Raw genomic sequence first — 22,857 nt, 5'->3', positions numbered from 1 at the left:
GGCGCGCTACTTCCTGCGCTCGAAGGCTTTCCACCGGGCCAACGAGATCGTCGCAGGCCTCCCCGCGCGCTGGCGGTTCCATCTGGACCCGACCAACGAGGGGGTGAAGCGCGGGTGGGCCGGCCGCTGGTTCGTGGATTGGGACTGGCGGAAGATCAACGTCAACGAGCAATGGTATCTTCAGTTGGGTCGTCCGGTGACCGGATACGGGTGGGTGCGTACCCGCGTGTTCGTGCCCGAGCGTTACCGGGGCCGCCGCGTCGTCCTTTATGTCGGCGCGCTCGATGAGCGGGGCTCAATCTACGTCAACGGCAGACTCGCATTCCGCCGCACGGAGGATACGTACGACGCTTGGCGCCAGCCGTTTGAATGCGACATCACGCCGTTCGTCCGCTTCGGCGAGGAGAACACGATCGCCGTGCGCGCATACGCGGAGCGCACCCTCGGCGGGTTGTGGCGCGGCGCGATGCTGTACTCGCCGAGATGACGCGCGGGCTCCTGCCCGTCCGGGGCGCGGCATTTTGCACCCGCGTGGCGGTGCGCCCCGTCCCCTAGCTCTGGGCTACTCGCCGGAGAACGCCGCGTTAAGCCCGATCTCCACCGCGCCTGCGCTGTCATTGCGAACATCGAGCTTGCCCTTGACCTGATTGCCCATGATCACCGCCGACCGCACCGCTTCGCGCAGCTCGACCTGAGGGCTCTCGCGGCTGAACGTGCACCCGATGACCGACAGCGACCCTTCGCTCGCCTGGATCGCCGGGACGCCGTCGGCCCATTCCTGGAAGTGGCAGTTGTTGAAGGTCACCACGCCCCTCCCGGCGATTGAGGCGATGTGATGCGCGGGCCCCCAGAACGCGCAGTTCTGAAACTGCACCGAGCCCGCGTTGGTGGGCAGCACGCTCACTTCGACCGGCTCGTCTCCGAGAAACGCGACAAACTCGCCGTTGGTGATGAGGAGGCCGTAGGGCTGGCTTGCCTCGACGAGCACGCATGTCTCGTTGGCGTCGGAACCAATGCCGAGAAAGTTCCCGTTGGTCGCACCCGCTTCGGTCTGGATGAAGCGGTAACCCGTCTTATAGCCCCAGTTGAAGGTGTTGGTCACGTACTCCCAGTCGGTGCGCCCGAAGATGAACGCCTCGCCGTGCTCGCGGTTGAACTTGACCGCACCCACCTTGTCGTCGCCGTTCCAGAACGGCCAGAGGTGGACGTTCTCGATCCTGCCGACGTCGTAGCACTGGTCAACGAATATCCCTTTGCGCAGCGGCTGCCCGTACAGATTGCGGATGTAATGACGCCCCGCGGGCCGTGTGCCGAAGTCAACTCCCAGGTAGGGGTTGACGAGGAGACAGTCCACGATGGATGCGTTGTCACCGCCGCGACACGCGACGCACCAGGGGTAGGGCTTGATTGCATCGGCCTTCTGGTTGGGGTAGAAGACGGTCACGCCCTTGAGCACTGAATTCGTGCCCAGGGAGATGAAAGGAGGGCCGTCCTCGGACCCCTCGCCCTCGACGGCGAGCAACGTGGTTCCCTTGTGCTGCGACCACGCGGTCGGTGTCGTCCACACGCCGTTGAGCGTCACATGATCGGGGATCGTGAGATGGGTCTTGATGAGGTAGTTGCCGACCCCCGCTTGAACGATGCCCCCGCCCGCCGCCGCGGCGGCATCCAGCGCCCGCTGGAACGCTTCGGTGTCATCGGTCTCGCCGTCCCCTTTGGCGCCGAAGTCCCGCACGTTGATTGAGGCCATGCCCGGATTCACCTCCTGCGCGAATGCGCACAATGTCGTTGTGGCCGCTATCACCGCCACCAACAGCACCCGCGTGAAGCTCATCGCCATCACTTCCCTCCACCGCAACCATGGTTCGCCTTTACTTCGCTGTGTCGGCAGACTCCCCTGCGCGCCCGTCAGGGCAGGCCAGCGGCCGCGCGAGGCGTTTGCGGCGGGGAATACATGCCCGGCGGCGAACGCCGCGCGGTCGGGAATCCTTCGTTTGGATTGGAGGAGTCTGCCGGCTGACGCCGAAGGTTGGGACAATCGCTATGCTGGCAACGAAGCGCGTCACCAAGGCGAGGAGGTGCCACCATGACCGAGCAGCCTGAGGAGCGCCAGATCGGGAAGATCACCCACTACTTCGGCAAGATCAGCGTGGGGATCATCGAACTGACCGACACGCTCAAGGTCGGCGACACGATTCACATCAAAGGGGCGACTGCGGACTTCACCCAGGCCGTCGGCTCGATGCAGATCGAGCACGAGGAGGTGCAAGAGGCGACGGCGGGGCAAGTCGTCGGCATCAAGGTGGACGACCGCGTCCACGAGCATGACACAGTCTCCCTGGTGGGCGGATAGGGCCGGTTCGTCTCGGCGGGAGCGTCGGCAGGCGGGCGCGTGACACTCCGCGCGGGAACGGGCGCGCCTTGCCCCGGCCATGCCGCGTTACTTACCCGCTATCCCAGCGACCACACCGTCAACTCGGAGAACTCCGCCAGCCCGTTCTCCACGAACAGGCCCAGGTGTCCCTGCCGGTGGTCGTACAGGCGGCACGTGAGGCAGCAGTGGCGGTCGGTGGACACCTCGAGGATCGTGCCGTCAAGTACCACTTCCAGGAGCATCGGCTCACCGCGAACGATATCCAACGGGCGCTCGACAAAGGGGTCCGCATCGCCCCATGATTGCCAGGGCCGCAATGTCATGCGCTGGGTCAACGGCTCGAGCATGAGGACGTAACCCCGCTCCAGTTACACAACCGCGCTCAGCAGCAGCCCCGCCATGGTTGCCTGTCCATCCACGGACACGAGCAGTCGGGCGGCAAAATCGCCACGGACCCCCGGGCACAGAGTGTAGGCAAACCCGTCGCGCGACTCACCGGTCAGCACCTCCTCAGCCGCGATCCATTTGCCGAGCTTCGACTCGCATGCGCCGATCTCGTCCGCACGCAGCAGGGGCGCCCCGAACCTATCACTGACCTCGGCGGGGCAGCGGATGACGAGGCCCCCGTCCTCCGCCACTTCCAGCTGCCGCGGCAGGCCGAGGTCGCCGCCCCATTCCCACGCGCCGCTGTCCTTCTCGCCCTCGCGCGTGGGCACCCAGCCGAACAACAGGCGGCGCTTGTCATCGCTCAACGTCTTCGCGGCGTAGAACCGCGTGCCATCCAACGACTCTATCGCCGGCGCGGCCCACGGCCCCGCCGGCGAACGGCCCACGCGATAGCGCGTCTCCCGCGTCGAGAACAACATGTACCACCGCTCGCGCAACTGGAACAAATCGGGGCATTCCGGCGCGTGCACGACGTACGGCGTCCACAGGGGTGGCTGCACTTCCCAGTTGTCGAGGTCATCGGACTTCGCGAGCGCGAGGCACCCGGCGCGCGACGTCGGCACATCCCTGACGCGGGCGGTGACGACCATCCAGTAGCAGCGCTCCTCGTCGTTCCAGAAGACGAAGGGATCGCGCCAGTCAGTGCGCTCGTACCACCTGGGGTCGGGCAGCAGCACAGGGTTGCGCTGATCCTTGCTCCAGCCCACGAGGTCAACGCTGACGGCGTGGCAGACGGTCTGCGGTCTCTCCGGATGCCCTGGGGCATGACCGGTGTAGAACATGTGAAACATGTCCTTCCGGCGCACGACGGATCCGGTCCAACATCCGCCGCAGTCCGGCTCGCCCTCGCCGCCCGGCGAGATCGCCGTGGGCAGTTCCTCCCAGTCCGTCAGGTTACGCGACACGATGTGCGCCCATGGGGTCGCCTCCGCGCCTCCCGGACCGGGCCCGGGCAACCGCTTCAGATAGAACAAGTGATACGCGCCCCGCCAGAAGAAAGGTATGACGTCGCCGACAAACCCGTCGGCGGGGCGGTAGTGAAGAGGCATGTGGCTGCTCCTGGCTATCCGCCGTCGCGGCCTGAATGACCGTTGATGTCGTGCTATTCTGCGACTGCGGCGTCATTCCTGGCGGTCGACGTCCGACAGCCGATGAACGGCGGTGACGTCGCATGCAATGAGCCGGCTACGAGGCGTGGCGCAGCGGCAGAGCGGCCATGCCGACTGCGGCGATCGCTCCTACCATCACTGCGGCGGCGTAACAGGTCCCCGGAAGACCGAGCAGCGGCAGCGCCACGACGGCGGTGATGAAAGCCCCCAGGGCGGCGCCGCATAAGTCGCCGGCATACACGGTGCCTGCCGCGCCGGCGGAGCCACCCAGCAAGTGGACGGCGAGCGGAAACAACGCGCCCACCACCGCTCCGCCGGCGGCCATGAGCGCCGCGATCGCGGTGGCGGACAGCACGGCGCCCGCCGCGGGACTCGCTTCGAGCGCGGCAAGGGCCGGCGGCGTCGCCGCGGTCACGACGGCGCCCGCGATGAGCCACGCCAGCCACCGCGGCTCGGCTCGCGCGCCACGCGCAAGCGCCCGGCTTTCGGTCCACGTTCCCAACGCAAGCCCGCCCATGAACACGGCGACCAGCGCGCCGACCTGCGCGTACACGTGGCCGTTCATAATCTGGAAGGCGAACAGCAGGCAAACCTCCAACGTCATCCCGGCCAGACCAACTGCGGCGATGCCCCCGACGATTGCCGCGCGGCGCAATCGCTGCCCGCGACGCGCGAATGCAAACGGGACGCCGAAGAGCGCGAGCCCGACCGCGACCAGCAGCGGGAGTGGCAGCGCGCGTATCCGCGCCGCTGCCCCGGGCGGCAGCAGACCCTCGGTCAGGCCGGACACCGCCACATCGTGGAAATAGCCGACCGGCCGGAAATCGCGGTTGATGGCGCGCGGAGCGGACCGACAGCTCTGCGTCACAAAGTCCACCCGCTCCGGAAGGAGCAGCGCTTCGATGTAGTAGCGGTCGAAGTAGCGGGCAGGCACCGCGCGTTCCTCCCATCGCGCGGCGAGGGCCTCCGCATCGGCGGTCACGACACCGCGCCGCAGCGAGGCGAAGAAGTAGGAGTGATCCCCCGGGGTCACCACGACATCCGGGAAGACGAGGCGCAGGGGATGATACACGCTGCCGTGCAGCGCCTGCATCTCCGGGCCGATGTAGTTCTCGCCGCTGGGCAGACCGAGGCAGAGCACCCCTCCGGCGGTCATCGCGCGCCGGGCTTCGGTGAAGAACTCCACGGTGTAAAAGCGGTTGAGCAGCGCCGTCGCGGGTTCCGGCAGGTTAACGATAATCACATCATACCGATTGCGCGAGCGCTTGACGAAGAGCCTGCCGTCGCGGCGGAAGAAGCGGAGCCGCGGGTGGGCCAACAAATCGGCCGTGTCGAGCTGCGGGCAGTCGCCTGCGACGGTTATCACCGCGGGGTCCAGCTCGACGTAATCAAGGCGCGCCTGCGGGTGTTTGAGTATCTCGGCGGCAGTGCCGTCGACCCCGTCGCCAATGAGCAGGACGCGGCGCGGGTCGGGATGCTGCAGCAGGGCCAGGTGGGCGAGGGTCTCCGCGACGATCGGCTGGGGAGCTGAGAACGCGAGTGCGCCGTTGTGGTAGAAGGCGACTTGCTCGGCGTGCGCGAGGGCAGCCCAGCTTCCGTAACGGGAGTACTCGTGCGCGATGATTCGCTGCTCGGGGTAGAGGTTGCGCAAAGACGCCGCTTCGAGACCCGCAGGAACGCGCGCAACAGCGGCCGCCGAAAGCGCCACAGCCCAGGTCAGGGGGAGCACCCGCCAGGCTCGGCTGTCCCACGCCGCGAGGACGGCCGCGACGGCCGCCGCGAATCCCACCGCAAGCGCCGCAGTGAAAGGCGGCACGTGATCCGCCGACGCGAAGCTCGCCGCGCCGCCGAGGAGAAAGCCCACGCTTTCGGCAAGATATACCCGGCGGGGAGCGACGCGGGCGTGCATCTGCGCCGCGCGGCAGAGCAGGGGGAAGGCGACGCCGGCCGCCAAGCCGACCGGCGCAACGAGGATGACTGTCGCAGAGACCAGGCGCGAGATCGGTATGAACTCCGCCCAGCCGACGCCGAAGATCGCGCGCAGGTCGCGCGCAAACCAGATGCCGGCGACGGAAAGCAACCCCAGGAGGACCAGGCTCACAGCGGCGGCTACGCCGCACACGCCAGTCTCGGGTGCGGCTGAGTCGCGCCGTTCGCGCGATAGTCTCCCCCCGACCGCACTCCCGAGCGCCACCCACAGCAGCCACGCGGAGAGGCTAATGCCGAGCGACAGCTCGTTTCCACGGAACCCGACGAGCAGCTCGCGCAGCAGGAGCACTTGGGCGAGGGCCGCGGTGAAGCCGAGACCGCCGCCTGCCGCGAGCCATCGCCATTCAGCCCATCGCGCGCGTGGTTGGTCCGTCATCACATCACGCCCAGCGCCCGGGGATGCCGGCGCCGCAGAACTTGCACCTACCTCCTTTCATATTGTCCTCGGTGATGCGAAACCCTACCCGGCGCAGGAGCACTTTGCCGCACCGCGGGCAGTACGTGTTCGATGCCGCGTGGCCCGGCAGGTTGCCGATGTACACATACCTCAGGCCTTCTCCGCGGGCCACCTGCCGGGCGCGCTCCAAAGTGCTCACCGGCGTCTGCGGGAGGTTCTTGAAGCGGTACGCCGGCCAGAAGCGGCTGAAGTGCACAGGCGTGTCGGCGCCGAGCGTGTCGCTGATCCACCCGCTGAGCCACTTGATCTTGCTGATGTCATCGCTCATCGTGGGAATCACGAGGACGACCACCTCGAGCCACCGCCCCTGCGACTTGACCGTCTTCATCGCGTCGAGCACGGTGCTCAACTGGCCGCGGCAGTTGTCGCGGTAGTAGTCTTCGGTGAAGCCCTTGACGCTGATGCTGAACGCATCCACATAGCGGCACAGTTGCTTCAAGGGGTCGGGGTTGATGTAGCCGCCGGTGACCATGGTATTCGCGAGACCACGACTCTGGGCGAGCTTGGCGGTGTCGCGGGCATACTCGAAGAACGCGGCGGCGTCGGTGTACGTGTAGGTGATAGCTCTGCAGCTCTCGGCGGCGGCGCGGCGGATGATCTCCTCCGGCGGCGCGTCAATGGTGCGGATCTCGTGCGTGCCGACCTGGGACATCTGCCAGTTCTGGCAGCACTTGCAGGCGAGCGTGCACCCGGGCGCCGAGAGCGCGAGCGCCTGCGCGCCGGGCAGGAAATGGTAGCTCGGGTTCTTCTCGATCGGGTCGAGGTGGAGCGATGCCGCGCGGCCGTAGTTCGTGACGTATAGCTTGCCGCCCACGTTCGTGCGCACGCGGCAGACGCACGTCTCACGATCCACGAGCACGCCGCGCTTCGGCGGATCCGGCGCGCACGGGCACAGCGTGCACTGAACCCTACCATTGCCGAGAGTCCGGTAGTACTCGGCCTCACGCCATCCCGGACGCGGGCGCGGCGCTGCTTGCGCGTCTTCGGCGGTCGCGCCGAGCCACGCACCACACGCGCACGCCAGCGTCGTCGTGCCGGTCAGCTTGAGGAAGTCTCTGCGGCTCATCTCGCCGCGTGTCACCGGGATGCCACCTCCTGCGCAGCGCCGCGCTGTTCGAGTATCGGCAGGAGATTGGGGCAGAGCAAGTACTGTGCGATGCGACGGTCGAGGGCGACGCCGGCGACGGCCGCAGGTTCGGGCGGGGCGACACGCGCGATGAGTTCGGATTTCTTGAGCTCGAATTCGGTATCGCTCATCGCTCGCGCCTCTGCGATGACATGGGGCAGCTCAGCGAGCTTCGCCTCGACCTCAGCGGTCGGCAGATGCTTGCGAAGCAGCAGCGCCCTGAGGCGTTCCTCCGCGTTGGGCAGCATCGCCTCAACGCGTTGCTCAGGCAAGGTGCGGGCGGCCGAGAGCATGCGCTCGGCCCCTTCAGTATTCTGCGCCTGCCCGATGCGCTCGGGGTTGGTCAGGTTGCGCACCGGAATGAGGCACGGGATGAACTCGCTGACCAGGGTGATCTGGTTCTCATTGAGGACTTGCTTGACCTGCCCGACGTATTGCGCGGCCCGCGCGTCCCTGGTGCGCTGTTCCTGCGTGGCTTGTGCCGTCGCAGTGCGAACGCGCTCCAACGTCCCGGGGCTCAGCTCTCCGGCTGCCAGCTCAGCGCGCACGTCCGTGGCAAGGGCGATCAGACCTTGAAGCAGCGCATCGGTCTGCGGCTTCCCGGCTTCGCGCTCGGCGTCGGCGCGCGCGATGATGCCGCTGAGCGTTTTCATCTGCTCGTCGGAGAGGTAAAGGCTGTTAACCAGGTTGAGTACGCGAACATCGGTCACCAGGCTCGCGAGCTGCTCGGGATAAACGACCGGAGGCTTCACGGGGCCGGGCTGCGCCAGGCCGAGTCTCGCCTGCAGAACGGTCGCCAGGGCGGGCGTAAGCAGCATACGGCCCACCTTGCCCTCGATACTGTCGAAGCCAACAGCCGCGCTGGTGCCGCCTCGGGACGGCACGGGTCGCTGGGGGAACAACGCCACCAGCCGCCCTGCGAGGTTGCCTTTCTGCACCTCGAATTCCGCGTCATTCATCGCCCGTGCGGCCATGACGATGTCACGCACGTCGCCGGCAACCGCGCGCAGCCGCGCTGGCGGAATCCCGGGCGGGAGCATTCGGCGCAGCGCCTGCGGGGCGCGCTGAAGCTGTTGCGGTGAGAGCTGGCGTGCTCGCGTCAAGAGTTGCTCGGCCTTGGCGACCGCCCCCTGTGCTACCGCTCCTTTGAGCAGCGCGCCGGGCTGGTAGTTCGCGACGAACCGCATCTGTTCCGGAGTCAGTGTTTGGCGAACGACGCCGAGGCGCTCCGGCGCGCGCTCGTCGGCCTGGTGCTCGATCTCCCGCCAGCCGGCCTCCGCTCGCGCGACAGCCGCCTTCGCTTCGTCGGAGACTCCGTTGTTGGCCAGCAGTTCCTCGCGTAGCGTCCGCACGCCGCGCTCGAATTCAGCCGTGGAGCGCGTGCGCTCGGCCTCGACCGCCTCGTACTCCGAGCGCACCTGGCGAGCCACAGGCAGCAGCGCTTGCATCTGCGCCTGCGAGAGATTCAACCCATCCACCAGTTCCCACGTGTTGATCTCAGTGAGGAGGCTGTGCAGCGTCAGCATTTGGGCGTCCGGCGCCGCCGCATGGGCGGGGATAACGAGGACTGCGACGACACCGATGACGAAGAGCCACAGCATTCCATGCAGTTTCATCATCACACCTCGCTTGCAGGGTTTCTAACGAAGAAGACGACTGCGAGGCTGAGGAAGTTTCACAATCATGGCCGCATAGCGGGATGCCGATCTGAATGACGTCCGCAGGGCGGGCTGCTGTCATCCCGAGCGGAGCGAGGGATCTCCTTCGCGGCGCACCCCGACGGCGGCGGAGTCTGCCGATTCGCCGGGGATTCTTCGCGCACTGCGTTCGCTGTGGCCAGGAGTTCGCAGGTCGCGTGATCTGATCCCAGCGATGGGCGTCGAGTTGAAACGGCGCTGCGTCATCCCGTCTCCTGATCAAGCTGAGCGAGGAGTGTCTGCGCGTCGCGGGCGTATACGCTCTCCGGGCTTAGCCGGATCGCCTGGCGGAGATGGAACAAGGTTCTGTCGCGGTCTTCGCCGGCGTCCAGGGAGACTGCGGCGAACCGATAGTGCGCTTCGGCGATGTAGTACACGTCGGCGAATCCCGTGTCCCCGCGCATATCTTCGATCTCCTGCAGGCTTTTCAGGATGCCGAGGCCAACGGCCTCGTGGAGATGCCCCAGCGCCTTATCGCGGCGTCCGGCGAGATGATGCACCCATGCCAGGTCGAGGTGAAGAAAGTCGTCCATCCCCGCGTCCTGCAACTCCGGCTGCAGCTCCTCCAAGGCTCGTATAGCACGGTCATGGTCGCCGCGTCGCTCAGCCCATATCAGGGCAAGGTTCTCTTTCGCCTCGATGCTCTCTGGCTCAAGCTCAAGGAACTTGTCATACCAATGCTCGGCTGCAGCAAGGTTCCCTTGGTCGTTCTCGCAGTCCGCCAATCTGAACATCACGTACGCATCACTGGGATTGAGGCGGAGATACCCCTCGAAAGCCCGGACGGCCTCCGTCAGGTGTCCCCCTGCGAGAGCTCTAAACGCGGCAGCCCTGAGTCCCCGCGCGCCAGATGGCACGTTCGTCTCCACACGCATGGTCGCGATCTACTCCGGCAGCGACCCCGGGATCACTTCGATCCAATACAGCAGCACCTCATCGTCGGTGTAGTTCAGCAGGTTGTGCATGGTGTCGGCGGGCACCATCACCGCGTCGCTGGCCTTCACCGCCGCGCATTCCAGACCAACTTGCTGTACCGTCGCACCGCGAAAGAAGACGTATAGCTCGGCCGTCGGATGCTTGTGCAGCTCCGACGCGACACCCCCGCCGACGAGGCCCCAGCCGGTTGTGAACCGCGCAGGCGCGCCCATCGTTTCGGTGCTGAACGGCTCGAAGTGGTAGAACGTGTCCATGTGCGCGGGCTTGAGCCTCGCCCGGTCGAACGACTCGATAGCGACACGGCCCGTTTCCACGAGCACCGGCCCCACCGGCTTCCACGACGCCCAGAAGATGGTGAGATCGCCCTCGCCGGTGTTGGCGATCGAATGTTCCGCGCCGGGCGGAATCAGTATCGCGTCCAGTTCTCGGATCGCGGCCGCGGCGTTCTCGACCCGTATTTCGCCCTGCCCTTCGCGCACCACGCATAGCTCGGCCTCGTCGTGGAGGTGCATCGCCATGGTGTCGCCCGGTTTCAGGTAGATCCAGGCGTGGTGCAGTCTGGCCCCGACATCTTCGGGTGCGAAAATGGGATGCAGGTATGCGGCTCCCTCGGCGTGCAGCTCCGCCTTTTGCTTGTCGAACGTCGCCCTAAGCATCGGAACCTCCAGGTGAGGAAGTCATGACCGTCAAGGAATGGGCGGGGAACACGTATGTCGCCGGCCATTCAGCAAGCGTCTTCTCGGTGACGGGAACCCTTGTTTCGTCCGGCCCGTTCTTCGCGAACCAGTGATCGGCGTTCATCTCGCGAACGACGCATCTTCCTGTTGGCGCGGGTGCGAGCGACAGGTCGCATTGGATGGCCTCATCGCGATGGCGGTTGACAACGCACACGGCCACCTCCTCGCCGTCCGCCGATTTCGTGGCAGAGCAGTCGAGATAGGGCAGGTCCGGGATCCCTGGGCGCAGCGCCGGGGCGGCCGGGAAGGCGTCACACTCGACCTCGCATTGAACCGCGACTTCGCGGCACAGGTTCGAGTAGAGGCGGAAGACCGTGGCGACGGGCGTTTCCCACGCGCGCGTTTCATCAGTGTTGAGCATGCCCAAGCAGTTGACGAGCTGTGCCCAGTTCGCCATCTTCATCCGCCGGCACAGGCGCTGGAACGAGTTGAGCACGCTCGCGGCCACCAGGCCGTCGCTGAGGTCGTAGTCGTGCTGGAAGCCCTGGTGGTGGTGAATCCAGATGCCCCACTCGTCCATCGAGACGCCGACTTCGGGACGATGGGGCATGACCTCGTCGAGGAGCGCAGACATCTTCCGCGCGGTCTCGCCGATGCGCCACGCGCTCGCGATGTTGGCGTAGTAGTGCTCGGGTCCGGCCGCGGGATCGCGCTCCCGCCACCCGTCGTAATGATGCGGCGCGATGAGGTCGAGCTTGTCGCCCGCGATCTCCAGCATCTTTCGATCCCACTTCTCGTCGAACCCATGAGAACCCACGGCGACCGTCCTAATCGTCGGGTCGGCCGCTTTCATGGCGTCATTGAACGCGATGAACCGCTGCGCCGATAACTCGACGCCGAGGTCCCAGGCTTCGTTGCCGATGTCCCACAGCTTCACGCCAAACGGCTGGGGATGCCCGTTCCGAGCACGCCGCTGCCCTGCGTCATCCTGCGTCGGCGCGTTGCAGTACCGCACCCACGCCGCCGCCTCTTCCGGGCTTCCCGTGCGCGCGTTGACCGCCACTACCGACTCCGCCCCGACCTCGCGGCAGAAATCCATGAACTCGTGCGTGCCGACGACGTTTGACTCGGGCTTCTTCCACACCCAATCGAAACGCCACGGCCGATCCTTCACCGGTCCGATGCCGTCCTCCCAGTGGTAGTACTCGCTGAAGCACCCGCCGGGCCAGCGCACGTTCGGCGGCCTGAGGGCTTTGATGAGGTCGAGCACGTCCGCACGCATCCCGCGGATCTGCGGAACTGCCAAACCGGGCTGCGGCCAGATACCTCCGTACACGCACCCGCCGAGGTGTTCGGCGAAATGGCCGTAGATGTGTCGGCTAACGTCGCCGATCAGATCGTCGGGTTTGACGCGAATCGCTGCCGTCATTGCTCAGCCTCCAGAACACGTCAAGTTGGCGAGGGCGGTAGTCGCACCGGCCGCGATCGGCGAGAGTCTCTACCGCTGGTCCCCCCAACCCGCCGTGTGCGCACGGGGCGGTGGCAACGTTTCGCTTGCCGCTAGCCGGCGTCCTGCCGCGCGCGAGCCGCTTCCCACCACCGGCGGAACTCAGCCGCGTCCCGGATCCCGTGCTCCAGCACCGCGTCGTAGATGTGCACTGACAACATCGTCTTGCGATACTCCGGTTCGTGCCACACGGCTTCCTTGATAGCCAGGACGTACGATCGCGTCTGCTGCGTCAGCTTGCGCATCCATTCGTCGCGGCGCCGGTCGCTGTCCGCGAACGCGATCGGCGGAGCACTCCACATGTCGAGTTTCCAGATATCAGCAAAACTGTCGTAGGCCACTTGATCACGCTGCGCGGGATCAACCAGGCGCGCGCCCCAGTAGACACCTCTGGGAAGATCGGGCGCTTGCTGCGGGCGGAAATCCTCGAATTGCAGGCGCACGCACCAGCCGGTTTGGGCGAGGCGGGTTCCGAAATCCCATTTGATGCCGGGCGATGGAGGATCTTCCGCCAGATGAAAGTCCAGGTCATGCCACGTCATGGTGCGCATCACGTAAGAGCCCACGGGCTGGTAGCCGTACTCAGCCAGGATCGCGCCAATGCCGGAGTCGGCGAGCATTCGGTCGGCTTCCGCACGCAGTGCTTCGTCCAATGCGAAAAGCCGTTCCGCCTCGGGATGCATGGACGTGTTCCTCGTTCATCCGCGGTACGTTCGACCTTCGCTGGTTCGGCGAGGCTGGCCTGTCCCCTCTCAGTCGAACGATCGAGCGCCCTCCAAGGACGCTCCCGAGAGCAGCATATACAGGATGAATGCGAGCGGCGCGAGGAGAAACACCCACCCGAAGAATCGGACGAGAGCACCAGGGGAAGTGCTAGTGACAGCATGGCCGCGCATCAGGCCGGTGTACTCCCCCAGCTCATCGCCGAACCAGATCAATGCGAGGGCCAGTCCGACCCAAAGCGCCGTGCGTAATACCTCCGCGCCGCCCCCGCTCACAGCGGCGGCAGTCAGATATCCGGCGGCAATCACCAATGATATCACTTTGTCAACCGGCATAATCGCCCCCCCACTGACGGCGCGATTCCGCGGTGGAGGTATTCCGCGCAGGCCGGGCGCTACCTTCCGGTCATGGTACCGCTGGGCCGCGACGGACATCTGCGAGGGCGAATCCCCGTCGGCGTCGAAGCATAAAGTGTCGGGCATTACCGGAGCACCGGTAATGCCCGCACACTCCTCCGGACGAGGTTCGTCTGGGAGGGGTGCCACCGCTCCTGGTGTTGTGGCGCAATGCACGAACCTCGATAGATGACCATCAATGATGAGGGAAAGAGATGGCCGATCACCAGTCACTGCCGCACGGCAACCCGCTGCCCAATGCGTCGTTAGAGGAAGGCAACGACATACCCACCGGGTGGCGGTTCTACGGCGATGCGCACCACGCGCAGGCTTCCTGGACGCCCGACGGGGCGCGCACCGGAGGTCGCTGCCTCGCTTTCTTCCCGCCGATGCAGGATGCCGCCTGGGAGTGCGAACCGGTGCCGGTCGCCGCCGGGCGTGCGTACGGACTGGTGTGGTGGACGCGCTTTCAGGGTGGCGAGCCCTGGCATTGGTCGTATCACAGCGAGTTTGTCGGCGTCATCGTGCGCTGGCTCGACGGGCAGGGGAATGAAATCGGCCGTGTCGAGCGCAAGTTCCATTGCCTCCAGACCAACGGCTGGCAGCAGGCGTGGATCAGGCTGACGCCGCCCGGAGGTACAGCTCGGGCCACCGTGGCGTTCGTCTATCGCACGGGCCTCGAGACTGACGGTCACGTGTGGGTGGACGACGTGGAATTGGAGGCGCTCGATCCCCTACCGCCGATACCTGACGGGCACGCGCGCGTTGTGTTGCGCATCGAAGACGAGGTCGGCAAGCCGCTGACGGCCCGGATATGGGCCACGACAGAGCGTGGCGACCACCTCTTCCCAACGTACTCACATCGCTTCAGCGTCCCGGATGTCGGCTTCCATGCCGCGCCTGAGGACTGCTGGCTCGACGTGCCGGCCGGAAAGATCACTGTCGGCGCTCGGCGCGGCTTCGAGTACGCCCCCGCGGAGGAGACCGCCATCCTTCGGGAGGGCGAGACGCGCGAGGTCACTCTCGTCCTGCGCCGCACGATTGACATGTCCCGTGAGGGCTGGATCGCCGGCGACCATCACTCGCACCTGTTCTTCCACAAGCACACACAGCACCCGCAGATGCGTCCGCAGGACAGCTTCGAGATCGCCAAGGCCGAGGGGTTGAACTACCTCTCGATGGACGGTGAGATGATCGAGTTCCGCGCGAACCTCGACGACAAGGACAAGGCGCGGGACGAGGGCTTCGTCGGCGAGATGGGCCTCGAGGCGGTCACGGATTTCTACGGGCACATCTGCCTGATCAATGTGCGCGAAGACATGCCCGGCGGCTTCCCCATGCGCATGGTCTTCTGGCCGACGAACGAGATGGTGCAGGACTACGTCGCGGCACAAGGCGGTGCGATCATCGCCGCCCACCCGCTCAGCGGCGTTGCCCTGGCGAAGTTCTTCGACGCCGTGGCGGATCCCGAGCACGGCTGCCTGGCGCGCGAGTTGGCGGCCGACGTCTTGCTTGGGCGGCGCGTCAGCTATGACGTCTTCTCCGAGAGCAGCCCACCCCAGCGCTTGGGCGATATGCTGACGGCTTACTACCACTTACTCAATCTCGGCCGGAGGGTCGGCGTCACCGCCTCGACGGATCATTACGTGGATCAGGGACGGGCGGCGTGCGGGGCGTGGCGAACCTACGCGCGCAGCGCCGGGCTCGACTTCGCGAGCATCGCGGAAGCCTACCGCGAAGGCCGGACGTTCGCCACGAACGCTCCGCTCGTTGCCATGGATGCCGACGGGGCGGGGCCTGGCGACGAGGTCCGTTTCAGCGAGCCGGGCGAAGTGGCGGTGGAACTCCGCGCGACGTCGCAGTGGGGGCTTGAGGCCGCCGAACTCGTGATCAACGGCGAAGTCCGGCGGCGTTGGGATGCGTCGGGGGGGCGCATCGAAGTCACCGACGAGGTTCGGATTGACGAAACGTCGTGGATGGCCGCACGTATCTTTGGGCCGAAGTCGGCGCATGTGGACAGCTCGCCGATTGCGGATGAGCCGGGCCAGTTCCACGGCCAGTTCGCGCATACAAGTCCGGTATATGTCCGGGTCGGCGACGCGCCCTTCCGACCGCGAAAGGCCGCAATCGAGTTCTGCCTGGAATGGGTTGAGGCGATGGCGCGGGCGGTCGCGGCCGTTGAAGGCAAGTATCTGAGCGCCGATCTCAAGCCGTACAACGTAAGCGGGAGGGATGCTTTCGGTCGCGCCATGTCCCGCATCGCCGAGGCGAAGCGCATCGGGAGCGAGATGCTCTCCGGGGCGTTCTGATACGTTTGCGCTACCGGGAGCAGCTTGCGCCGGTTCTCAGCACCCCGAGTTTTCGAGGTTACACCACCGCCGCGGGCAAGTTGACGTGCGCGCCGTTCGCCTGTAGAATAGCCTTGTCTTCGGTGCGGCCAGTCCGGTGGGCGAGTAGCTCAGTGGGAGAGCGCATGCTTCACACGCATGAGGTCGCAGGTTCGAAACCCGCCTCGCCCACCATTCCGGCCTCGAGTCCGCGGTAGCCCTGCATAGCCCCACCATCTCCCGGCCGCTGGCGCGCTCATTTCCCCACTACGTGCGGGAATCAGGCAGGACGCCCCTGGCTGCTCGCGGAAGTTATGCGCTGACGATCTACAGACTCGGGTTCAGCCATGACATGGACACGCCGGCTCCTGTTATTCCTCGCAGCGACATGCCTGACGCTGCTGCCACGTGGCGCGCGGGCGCAGAACGAAGCGCCGATTGACGCTGCGCTGCACGGCCTGACTGACCGCGTCGCGCTGACTGCGCTCGACATCACGCTCGGCCAGGCGACCGCGTTTCTGTCGGATCAGACAGCCCACACCGTCGTCGTTGACCCACGCTACCACGACCTGCGCGTTTCCCTGACGGGCGTGGAAGGAACGCTCGCCGAGGTCGTGTCGGCGCTCTGCGCCGCGACGGATATGGAGGCGCGCCGGCTCGATCGCTGGATCGTGCTCAGCCCGTCGGCGCGAGGCATCGCGGTAGTTGGGCGGGAGATGCGCGCCACCTATGCGCCTGGCCTGGCAGACGAGCAACAACGGCTCGCGACTCAGCGCGCGGCGGCGGCTCGCCAAGCCGTGGAGCGGCTCGGCCTGGGCACGCCGGAACAGGCCCTCAGCGAACTCGACGACTTCCAGCTTGGCGCGCTGAACGCACAGGGGCATCTCACGGTGGCTCAGCTCTTCCCCGAGTATTACTTGCCGCTGTACGATGTATTCGGCGACGTCATCGAGGGCCCCGCGGAGCGCCCTGCGTCCTTGCCCGAGTTCTCGGGAACACGCGTGTACCTCGATCCGGCGCTGCGCCTGGAGCTGCGCATCCCGGTGATCGGCGGGCGCGACGGAGTCGTGTGGCCCGTCCAGATCATCCCCGCCGGGGAGTGGTGAGCGCCGCCCATTCCCACTTGAGGAGGTCCCTCGTTGGCGCGGAGGGCGATCTTCACCGCCGCCGTCATTGCGCTGTGCGGCGCCCTTCAATTCAGCGTGCTCCATTGGGCACGCATCGCGGGCGTTGAGCCGGACTTGCTTCTCATCGTGACGGTGGTGATCGGCCTGCTCAGCGGGCCGCGCGCGGGTATGGCCGTGGGGTTCAGCGCGGGCGTCGTCCAGGGCGCGGTGCTCGGCCGTGGGATCGGCGTCTTCGCGGCCGCGAAGACCATAGTCGGATACCTCGTCGGGGTCGCCGGCGCCCGACTGTACGTCGAGAATCTGTTCGTGATGATGGGCGCGGCCGCGGCGATGACCGTCGCACACGAGGTCATCGCCCTCGTGCTCACCCGCAGCCAGGGCGTCAGCCTGGGGAATGCAGTTGTGAGCATCATGCTTCAAGCCTGCTACAACGGCGGGGCGGCGCTGATCGTCGGCGCCGCGCTGCGCCGCGTGCGCCCACTGCTGCCACAGCAGGAGGTGCGCGGGTGAGGACGCGACGGCTCATCGTACGCGCGGCGATCCTCGCCATCTTCGCGCTGCTGGTCGCGCGCCTGTGGCAGATCCAGGTCGTACACGGACGAGAGTACCGGCGCGCGTCGGAGCAGAACCGCATTCGCCTGATCCGGCGCGAAGCGGCCCGGGGCACCATCTACGACCGCCGCGGCCGCATCCTCGCTACCAGCCGGCCGTGTCTGGACGTTGTGGTGACTCCCGAGGAATTCGGCGACGATCCGGAGGCGGTGGCGCAGCTTGCACGCATCCTGCACGCCGGTCCCGCCGAGATCGCCGCGAAGCTGACAGATCGGGATGGACCTTTCGAAGCCGTCACCGTCGCCGGCGACGTGCCCTTCTCCATCGCCACTCGAGCCGCAGAGGAAGGGATTCACGTCAAGGGGATGCGTTTGGAGTGCAGACCCGTGCGCTATTACCCGCGCGGGCCGTTTGCCGCGCACGTCCTCGGCTATGTGCGCGAGATCAGCGCCCGCGAGCTGCAACAAGCGCGCGACAGCGACAGCGGCTACACGGCGCGCGACAGGATCGGCAAGGATGGCGTCGAGCGCGTGTGTGAGGCATCCCTGCGCGGCGCCGACGGCGGCGAGCAGATTGAGGTGGACGCGGCGGGGAAACTCGTGCAAGTGCTGGGCGAGGTCGCGGCTGTCGCTGGCGACGCGGTGACGCTCAGCCTCGACGTGGATGTTCAGCGGGTCGCGGAAGGAGGTCTCGCGGGCAAACGCGGCGCGGCGGTCGCGATGGACGCGCGCAGCGGGGAGATCCTCGCGCTGGCCAGCTCGCCGACGTTCGACCCCAACACGCTCAGTGGCAAGGTGTCGAGGGCTCAATGGCGCCACTTGAGTGGCCCATCCTGGCCGCAGCAGAACCGCGCGCTGGCGGCGCTCTATGAGCCGGGGTCTATCTTCAAGCTCGTCACCGCTGCGGCAGGGATCGAGAGTGGCCACGCAGCGTCGAGTAGTCTCTTCTTCTGCCCAGGGTACTGGCAGCTGGGCAAGTGGCGATTCCACTGCTGGCAGCGCGGCGGCCATGGATCGCTCGACCTCGTGTCAGGCATCGCGCAGTCCTGCAACGTCACCTTCATCAAACTCGGCCGCAGCGTCGGCAGGCCGGGGCTGGAACGGTGGGCCAAGGCGTTCGGGCTCGGGGCCGAGACGGGCATAGACCTGCCCGGCGAGAACTCCGGACTGGTGCCGAACCCACAGTGGAAGCACGAGCGGTTCGATGAAGCCTGGTATCCCGGGGACACGTGCCAGATGGCCGTCGGTCAGGGCGGGCTGCTCATCACACCGCTCCAGGCCGCCGTGGTGACCGCGGCTATCGCCAACGGCGGCTACCTCGTGACGCCGCATGTGGTGCGGGCCGTCGGGGACGTTCCCGTCGGGACAAATAGGCCTCGTCCCGTCGGCATTGATCCCGCGACGGCGGCAGTGCTCCGTCGCGGCATGGCTGCGGTCGTGGGGCGCGGTACCGCGCGACGAATACGGGATCGTTCATTCCCCATCGCGGGCAAGACCGGCACGGCGGAGAATCCACACGGTCAGCCGCACGCCTGGTTCGTCGGATTCGCGCCGGTTGAGGAGCCGCAGGTAGTGGTGGCGGTTCTCGTCGAGCAAGGCGGCAGCGGCACGGCAATGGCGCCCATCGGCGCGGCCATGCTGCGCGCCGCCCTGAAGGGGGATGAGAGCGAGCGAGCGTCGGTCGCTCGCCTGCCGTGACAATGAACCTGGGCAGCGCCCGGGAAGAGACGGGGTGCCCACGTTGTCCGTTGCTCCGCCATGTGCTTCGTGATACAATCGCCGCGGATTGGAGACATATGGAGGTGTACGTGTGAAACTGGCCGCGATTGCGGCGACAGCGTGGGCGACCATCTTCTCCGTCGCCGTTCTGGCACAACCCGCTGAGGTCACTCTGAGGATTCAGCGGGAGCCGGGCGAGGCGCTCAGGTACGGCGCGAGCGTATCGGGCTCGGGCACGATCACCATGCTCGGCGAGGAGCGGGCGGTAGACATTCGCGGGCGGTTTACGCGTGTCGAGCGCACCGTATCGCAGGTGGAACCCGGTGTGTGGGAGGTCGAAACCACCATCGAGCAACCGTCGCTGACCTTTCGCGCGGGCGGGAAAGAGCAGACCATGACGATGCCGGTGCCCGCTCTCACCGAGGTCGTGACGGACCGGGGACGGGTGCTGGAAGTACGCGGCTGGGATGCTGCGGTGGCGAATCCCGGCGCGCCGGGGATGAGTGACGTCGCTCGGCCGCTGTTCGGCCTGATCCAGGACGAGGGGTTGCCTGAGGGGCCGCTCAAGGTCGGGGATACGTGGACGGCGACTGCCACGCTCAAGACGGCGGGCGAGCCTGACGTCCGTGTAAAGCAGCAGTTCGAGCTGGTCGGCTGGGAGGACGTGGCGCGGAAGTCTTGCGCCAAGGTGCGCATGACCGCGACCATTCCCGTGCATCGCACGTTGCCGCCGAATGCCTTGGGAATGCAGGTGCGCCTGGAAGGATCGCAGCGGATCGAGAACACGAGCTTCCTCGCATACCAGGAAGGCAAGCTGATGCGGCAGCAAACGGTAATCAACCTGGACGTGAGGACGGCAACGCTGCTCGACGCGAGCGCCCCCGAACGAACGCTGCCGGGAGCGATCTCGCTGCGCGTCGTTGTCGCTCTCGAGTTGCAGCGGTGAGTTCCACGGAGGCTCACGGTGGTCCAATTTGAAGAGGCCGTCCTCCTGGGGAAGTGGATCATCGCCTCGTTCATCGGCGGGGGGCTGATTCTCCGCAGCATCTACGCCATACTCGAGCGCGAGGTCGAGACGTGGCAAGGCATTCTCGGCATCTCGACCGGCTTCGCGCTCGCCGCAGTCGCGATCTCCCTTGCGGCAAGCCCGTGGTACTATCCCGTATTGCTGCTGATCGTGATGGTCGGCGTGGTGGCCCATATGCTGACCGTGATTGACAATCGCATCCGGGCGCGGCGCATGCTCGAGGAGGATGAGGCGCGCTGCCACGAGGCCATCGAATTCGACGATAAGAACGCTGCGGCCCACGCGTTCCTCGCGGCTGTGTACTGCAAGCAAGGCCGATTTGCGGAGGCCGTGAGCGAGTACGAGAGAGCGGTCGAACTCGACCCGCATGACATCGAAACAGAGAGCCGGCTGACGCGCCTGATCGCGGAGATCGGAGAACGCCAGGAGCTGCCCGTCTGCCCCCAGTGCGAGTCACCGCTGGACGCGTCCGGCGCCACCTGCCCCGAATGCGGGTGGTCGCGTTCGACGCTCAAAGGCCTGCGCGATGTGTACGCCAGCGGCGCGGTGAAACAGGGCTTGATCTACGGAGTCATCGTAAGCACCGCCATCGGCGTGCTGTCCGCGATCCTCGGCGTGTCTATGCCGTTTACCTTCCTCGTCCTGTTCATTGGGTGGCTGGCGGTGCTCGTGCTCTTCTTCAGGTGGATTTTCCGCCAGGACCTGTGACGGAATCGGAAAGGACCCGCAATGACCCCTCGCATCCCCCAGGCACGCATATCGCAGCATGATGCGCGCCCAGAGACGTCATGGTATGCCGGCCGCCGTATCCGGATGTGGTGCGGGCTAACGCGGGCACGACGTGTCGGCGTCGCCGTCCTCCTGCTGGCGCTTCTCGGGCCATGCGCCTGTGGCGCCGATGAAGCGCAACTCACCGTGCTGACCAACGGCCTGCGCGTGCTGACGCAGGAGGTGCATTCAGCTCCGGTGGTCAGTGTCTACATGTGGTATCGCGCCGGCTCGCGTGACGAGCACACCGGTATCACCGGCATTTCCCACTTCGTCGAGCACATGATGTTCAAGGGCACGGCCCGCTTCGGCCCCGGCGAGATAAGCCGCCTGGTGACCCGCACCGGCGGCTGGGACAACGGCTACACGTGGCTGGATTACACCGCCTATGTCGAGACCCTGCCGGCCAAGCATCTCGACCTCGCGCTGCGCATCGAGGCCGACCGCATGGCCAACGCGGCGTTCGCCGCGAAGGACGTGGACAGCGAGCGCACCGTCGTCCTCTCGGAATTGGAGGGGCACGAGAACGATCCTGGATTTCATCTCTCCAACGAGGTGCGCGCGGCGGCATTCACGGCCCACCCGTACCAGTGGCCGATTATCGGGTGGAAGTCGGACGTCGCCGCATATGATCGCGACAAGGCCGCGGCATACTACCGCGCGCACTACGCGCCGAACAATGCGACGCTAGTTGTCGTGGGCGACTTCAACAGGGATGATGTGCTGAGGCGCGTGCGCAGTCTGTTCGGGCGCATCCCGCGCGGCAGCGCGGTGCGGGACGGGGTGACCGAGGAGCCGCCGCAGCGAGGCGAGCGCCGAGTGGTGGTGCGCCGTCCCGGCGGAGCCGGCATGATCCAGATGGCATTCCACGTGCCCGCGGCGAATCACCCCGATCATTACGCCCTGGACATCGCCGAGACGGTCCTCGGCACCGGGCGCACGAGCAGGCTTTACCAGGCGCTGGTCGCCAAGCAGTTGGCGGTCAACGCCGATGCCTACAACTTCACCAACCGTGACCCCACGCTCTTCGCGGTGTACGTGACCCTCGCGCCAGGCGCGGATCACGTCGATGCCGAGCAAGCGGTCCTCGCCGAGATCGACCGGCTGTCATCCGAGCTGATCTCCGAGCGCGAATTGCAGCGCGCGAAGAACCAAGCGAAGGCGGCGTTTGTGTACGGCACCGACTCCGTGAGCAAGCTCGCGAACATGCTCGGCTTCTTCGACGTCATCGGCAATTACCGGCTCCTCTATGACTACGTCGATCGCATCGAGGGCGTCACGCGCGAGCAGGTGCAGGAGGCCGCGAGACGCTATCTCGACGCCGACAACCGGACTGTCGGGTGGTTCGTTCCGACTGACGAGGGGCCGGCGGGCCGGCCGTCCGGGCCCGGGCCGCTGATGCGGTCAGGCGGCATACCGCGCGCATCAGTTGCTGCCGCTGGCGGGAACAGACGTGAGGGCGAGCCGAGCAGCGGCGCGGCAACGGCGACGGCTGAGCGACCGGCCAATGTCGGGAGGCGCGAACCGACCCGCATCGACCTCGACAACGGCGCGACGTTCATCGTGTATGAGAACCCGGTCGTGCCGGCGATCTCCATCGAGGGCATGGTCGGCGGCGGCATGATCTTCGATCCCGCGGACAAGCCGGGACTGTCCACTTTCACTGCGCAAATGCTCTCGCGCGGTGCGGCGGGACGGTCGTATCAGGAGATCGCGGATGACCTGGAGTTTGCGGCGGCCACTATTGGTGTCGGCGGCGGCATCCAGGTGGGCAACATCTCCGGACGCTGCTTGAAGGACGACCTGCCGCTCGTCATGCGGACGCTTGCGGATCAGGTGCGGCGCCCGGATTTCCCGGAGGACCAGATCGCCCTCGTGCGGTCGCAGTTGGAGGTCGCCCT

Annotated in this window: 20 protein-coding genes and 1 tRNA gene; 10 read left to right on the top strand and 11 right to left on the bottom strand. The window is 66.4% G+C overall.

The window, feature by feature from the left end; all coding sequences use genetic code 11:
- The coding region (locus JSV65_13570; protein ID UCH33584.1) for a hypothetical protein at nt 1–487 on the top strand (487 nt) is incomplete at its 5' end.
- Between the two features lie 75 nt (nt 488–562).
- Here the strand turns inward: JSV65_13570 and JSV65_13565 are convergent.
- Complete coding sequence (locus tag JSV65_13565; protein UCH33583.1) at nt 563–1,840, bottom strand: hypothetical protein; 1,278 nt, start codon at nt 1,838–1,840, stop codon at nt 563–565.
- Between the two features lie 246 nt (nt 1,841–2,086).
- Here JSV65_13565 and JSV65_13560 point away from each other — a divergent pair, with 246 nt between their 5' ends.
- Nucleotides 2,087–2,353 carry a hypothetical protein gene (locus JSV65_13560; GenBank protein ID UCH33582.1) on the top strand — a complete coding sequence of 89 codons (267 nt, stop codon included), beginning with the start codon at nt 2,087–2,089 and terminating at the stop codon, nt 2,351–2,353.
- Between the two features lie 98 nt (nt 2,354–2,451).
- Here JSV65_13560 and JSV65_13555 read toward each other — a convergent pair whose 3' ends face one another.
- The 10 genes from JSV65_13555 to JSV65_13510 all read right to left on the bottom strand — a co-directional run bounded on the left by JSV65_13555 (nt 2,452) and on the right by JSV65_13510 (nt 13,377).
- Nucleotides 2,452–2,721: a hypothetical protein gene (locus JSV65_13555; GenBank protein ID UCH33581.1), complete on the bottom strand. Its 270-nt coding sequence runs from the start codon at nt 2,719–2,721 to the stop codon at nt 2,452–2,454.
- A gap of 21 nt (nt 2,722–2,742) precedes the next feature.
- Complete coding sequence (locus JSV65_13550; protein UCH33580.1) at nt 2,743–3,870, bottom strand: hypothetical protein; 1,128 nt, start codon at nt 3,868–3,870, stop codon at nt 2,743–2,745.
- Nucleotides 3,871–4,006: 136 nt separating this feature from the next.
- A complete protein-coding gene (locus tag JSV65_13545) occupies nt 4,007–6,295 on the bottom strand; it encodes a hypothetical protein (protein ID UCH33579.1) in 2,289 nt (762 codons plus the stop codon).
- A gap of 4 nt (nt 6,296–6,299) precedes the next feature.
- Entirely contained in the window at nt 6,300–7,457 is a 1,158-nt protein-coding gene (gene amrS, locus JSV65_13540) for an AmmeMemoRadiSam system radical SAM enzyme (GenBank protein ID UCH33578.1), read from the bottom strand.
- On the bottom strand, nt 7,454–9,121 hold the full coding sequence (locus tag JSV65_13535) for a hypothetical protein (GenBank protein ID UCH33577.1): 1,668 nt from the start codon (nt 9,119–9,121) through the stop codon (nt 7,454–7,456). Before JSV65_13535 ends, amrS begins: the two co-directional genes overlap by 4 nt.
- A gap of 281 nt (nt 9,122–9,402) precedes the next feature.
- Complete coding sequence (locus tag JSV65_13530; GenBank protein UCH33576.1) at nt 9,403–10,074, bottom strand: tetratricopeptide repeat protein; 672 nt, start codon at nt 10,072–10,074, stop codon at nt 9,403–9,405.
- A 9-nt stretch (nt 10,075–10,083) separates the two neighbouring features.
- Complete coding sequence (locus JSV65_13525; protein UCH33575.1) at nt 10,084–10,791, bottom strand: cupin domain-containing protein; 708 nt, start codon at nt 10,789–10,791, stop codon at nt 10,084–10,086.
- Nucleotides 10,784–12,241: a hypothetical protein gene (locus JSV65_13520; protein UCH33574.1), complete on the bottom strand. Its 1,458-nt coding sequence runs from the start codon at nt 12,239–12,241 to the stop codon at nt 10,784–10,786. Before JSV65_13520 ends, JSV65_13525 begins: the two co-directional genes overlap by 8 nt.
- A gap of 131 nt (nt 12,242–12,372) precedes the next feature.
- Nucleotides 12,373–13,002: a hypothetical protein gene (locus tag JSV65_13515; protein UCH33573.1), complete on the bottom strand. Its 630-nt coding sequence runs from the start codon at nt 13,000–13,002 to the stop codon at nt 12,373–12,375.
- Between the two features lie 69 nt (nt 13,003–13,071).
- Nucleotides 13,072–13,377 (bottom strand): hypothetical protein, encoded by a 306-nt coding sequence (locus JSV65_13510; GenBank protein ID UCH33572.1) that lies wholly within the window; start codon nt 13,375–13,377, stop codon nt 13,072–13,074.
- A 275-nt stretch (nt 13,378–13,652) separates the two neighbouring features.
- On the opposite strand from JSV65_13510, the gene JSV65_13505 reads away from it, so the two are divergent.
- From JSV65_13505 to JSV65_13470, 8 genes are all read left to right on the top strand, one after another.
- Nucleotides 13,653–15,746, top strand: coding sequence for a CehA/McbA family metallohydrolase (locus tag JSV65_13505; GenBank protein ID UCH33571.1), 2,094 nt, complete (start codon nt 13,653–13,655; stop codon nt 15,744–15,746).
- Between the two features lie 138 nt (nt 15,747–15,884).
- Nucleotides 15,885–15,959 (top strand) — tRNA-Val (locus JSV65_13500).
- A gap of 152 nt (nt 15,960–16,111) precedes the next feature.
- On the top strand, nt 16,112–16,870 hold the full coding sequence (locus JSV65_13495; GenBank protein ID UCH33570.1) for a hypothetical protein: 759 nt from the start codon (nt 16,112–16,114) through the stop codon (nt 16,868–16,870).
- A gap of 33 nt (nt 16,871–16,903) precedes the next feature.
- Nucleotides 16,904–17,401 (top strand): rod shape-determining protein MreD, encoded by a 498-nt coding sequence (mreD, locus tag JSV65_13490; GenBank protein ID UCH33569.1) that lies wholly within the window; start codon nt 16,904–16,906, stop codon nt 17,399–17,401.
- Nucleotides 17,398–19,140 (top strand): penicillin-binding protein 2, encoded by a 1,743-nt coding sequence (gene mrdA, locus JSV65_13485; GenBank protein UCH33568.1) that lies wholly within the window; start codon nt 17,398–17,400, stop codon nt 19,138–19,140. The genes mreD and mrdA overlap by 4 nt, the downstream gene beginning before the upstream one ends.
- Nucleotides 19,141–19,252: 112 nt before the next feature.
- The gene (locus tag JSV65_13480; protein ID UCH33567.1) at nt 19,253–20,107 is read left to right on the top strand and encodes a hypothetical protein; all 855 of its coding nucleotides are present in this window, start codon (nt 19,253–19,255) and stop codon (nt 20,105–20,107) included.
- 18 nt (nt 20,108–20,125) lie between these two features.
- Nucleotides 20,126–20,896, top strand: coding sequence for a tetratricopeptide repeat protein (locus tag JSV65_13475; GenBank protein ID UCH33566.1), 771 nt, complete (start codon nt 20,126–20,128; stop codon nt 20,894–20,896).
- Between the two features lie 21 nt (nt 20,897–20,917).
- The coding region (locus JSV65_13470; GenBank protein ID UCH33565.1) for an insulinase family protein at nt 20,918–22,857 on the top strand (1,940 nt) is incomplete at its 3' end.

This window comes from Armatimonadota bacterium (assembly GCA_020354555.1).
Taxonomy (GTDB): domain Bacteria; phylum Armatimonadota; class Hebobacteria.
The sequence above is the reverse complement of the archived record's forward strand: the minus strand, read 5'-3'. Positions and strand labels throughout refer to the sequence as shown.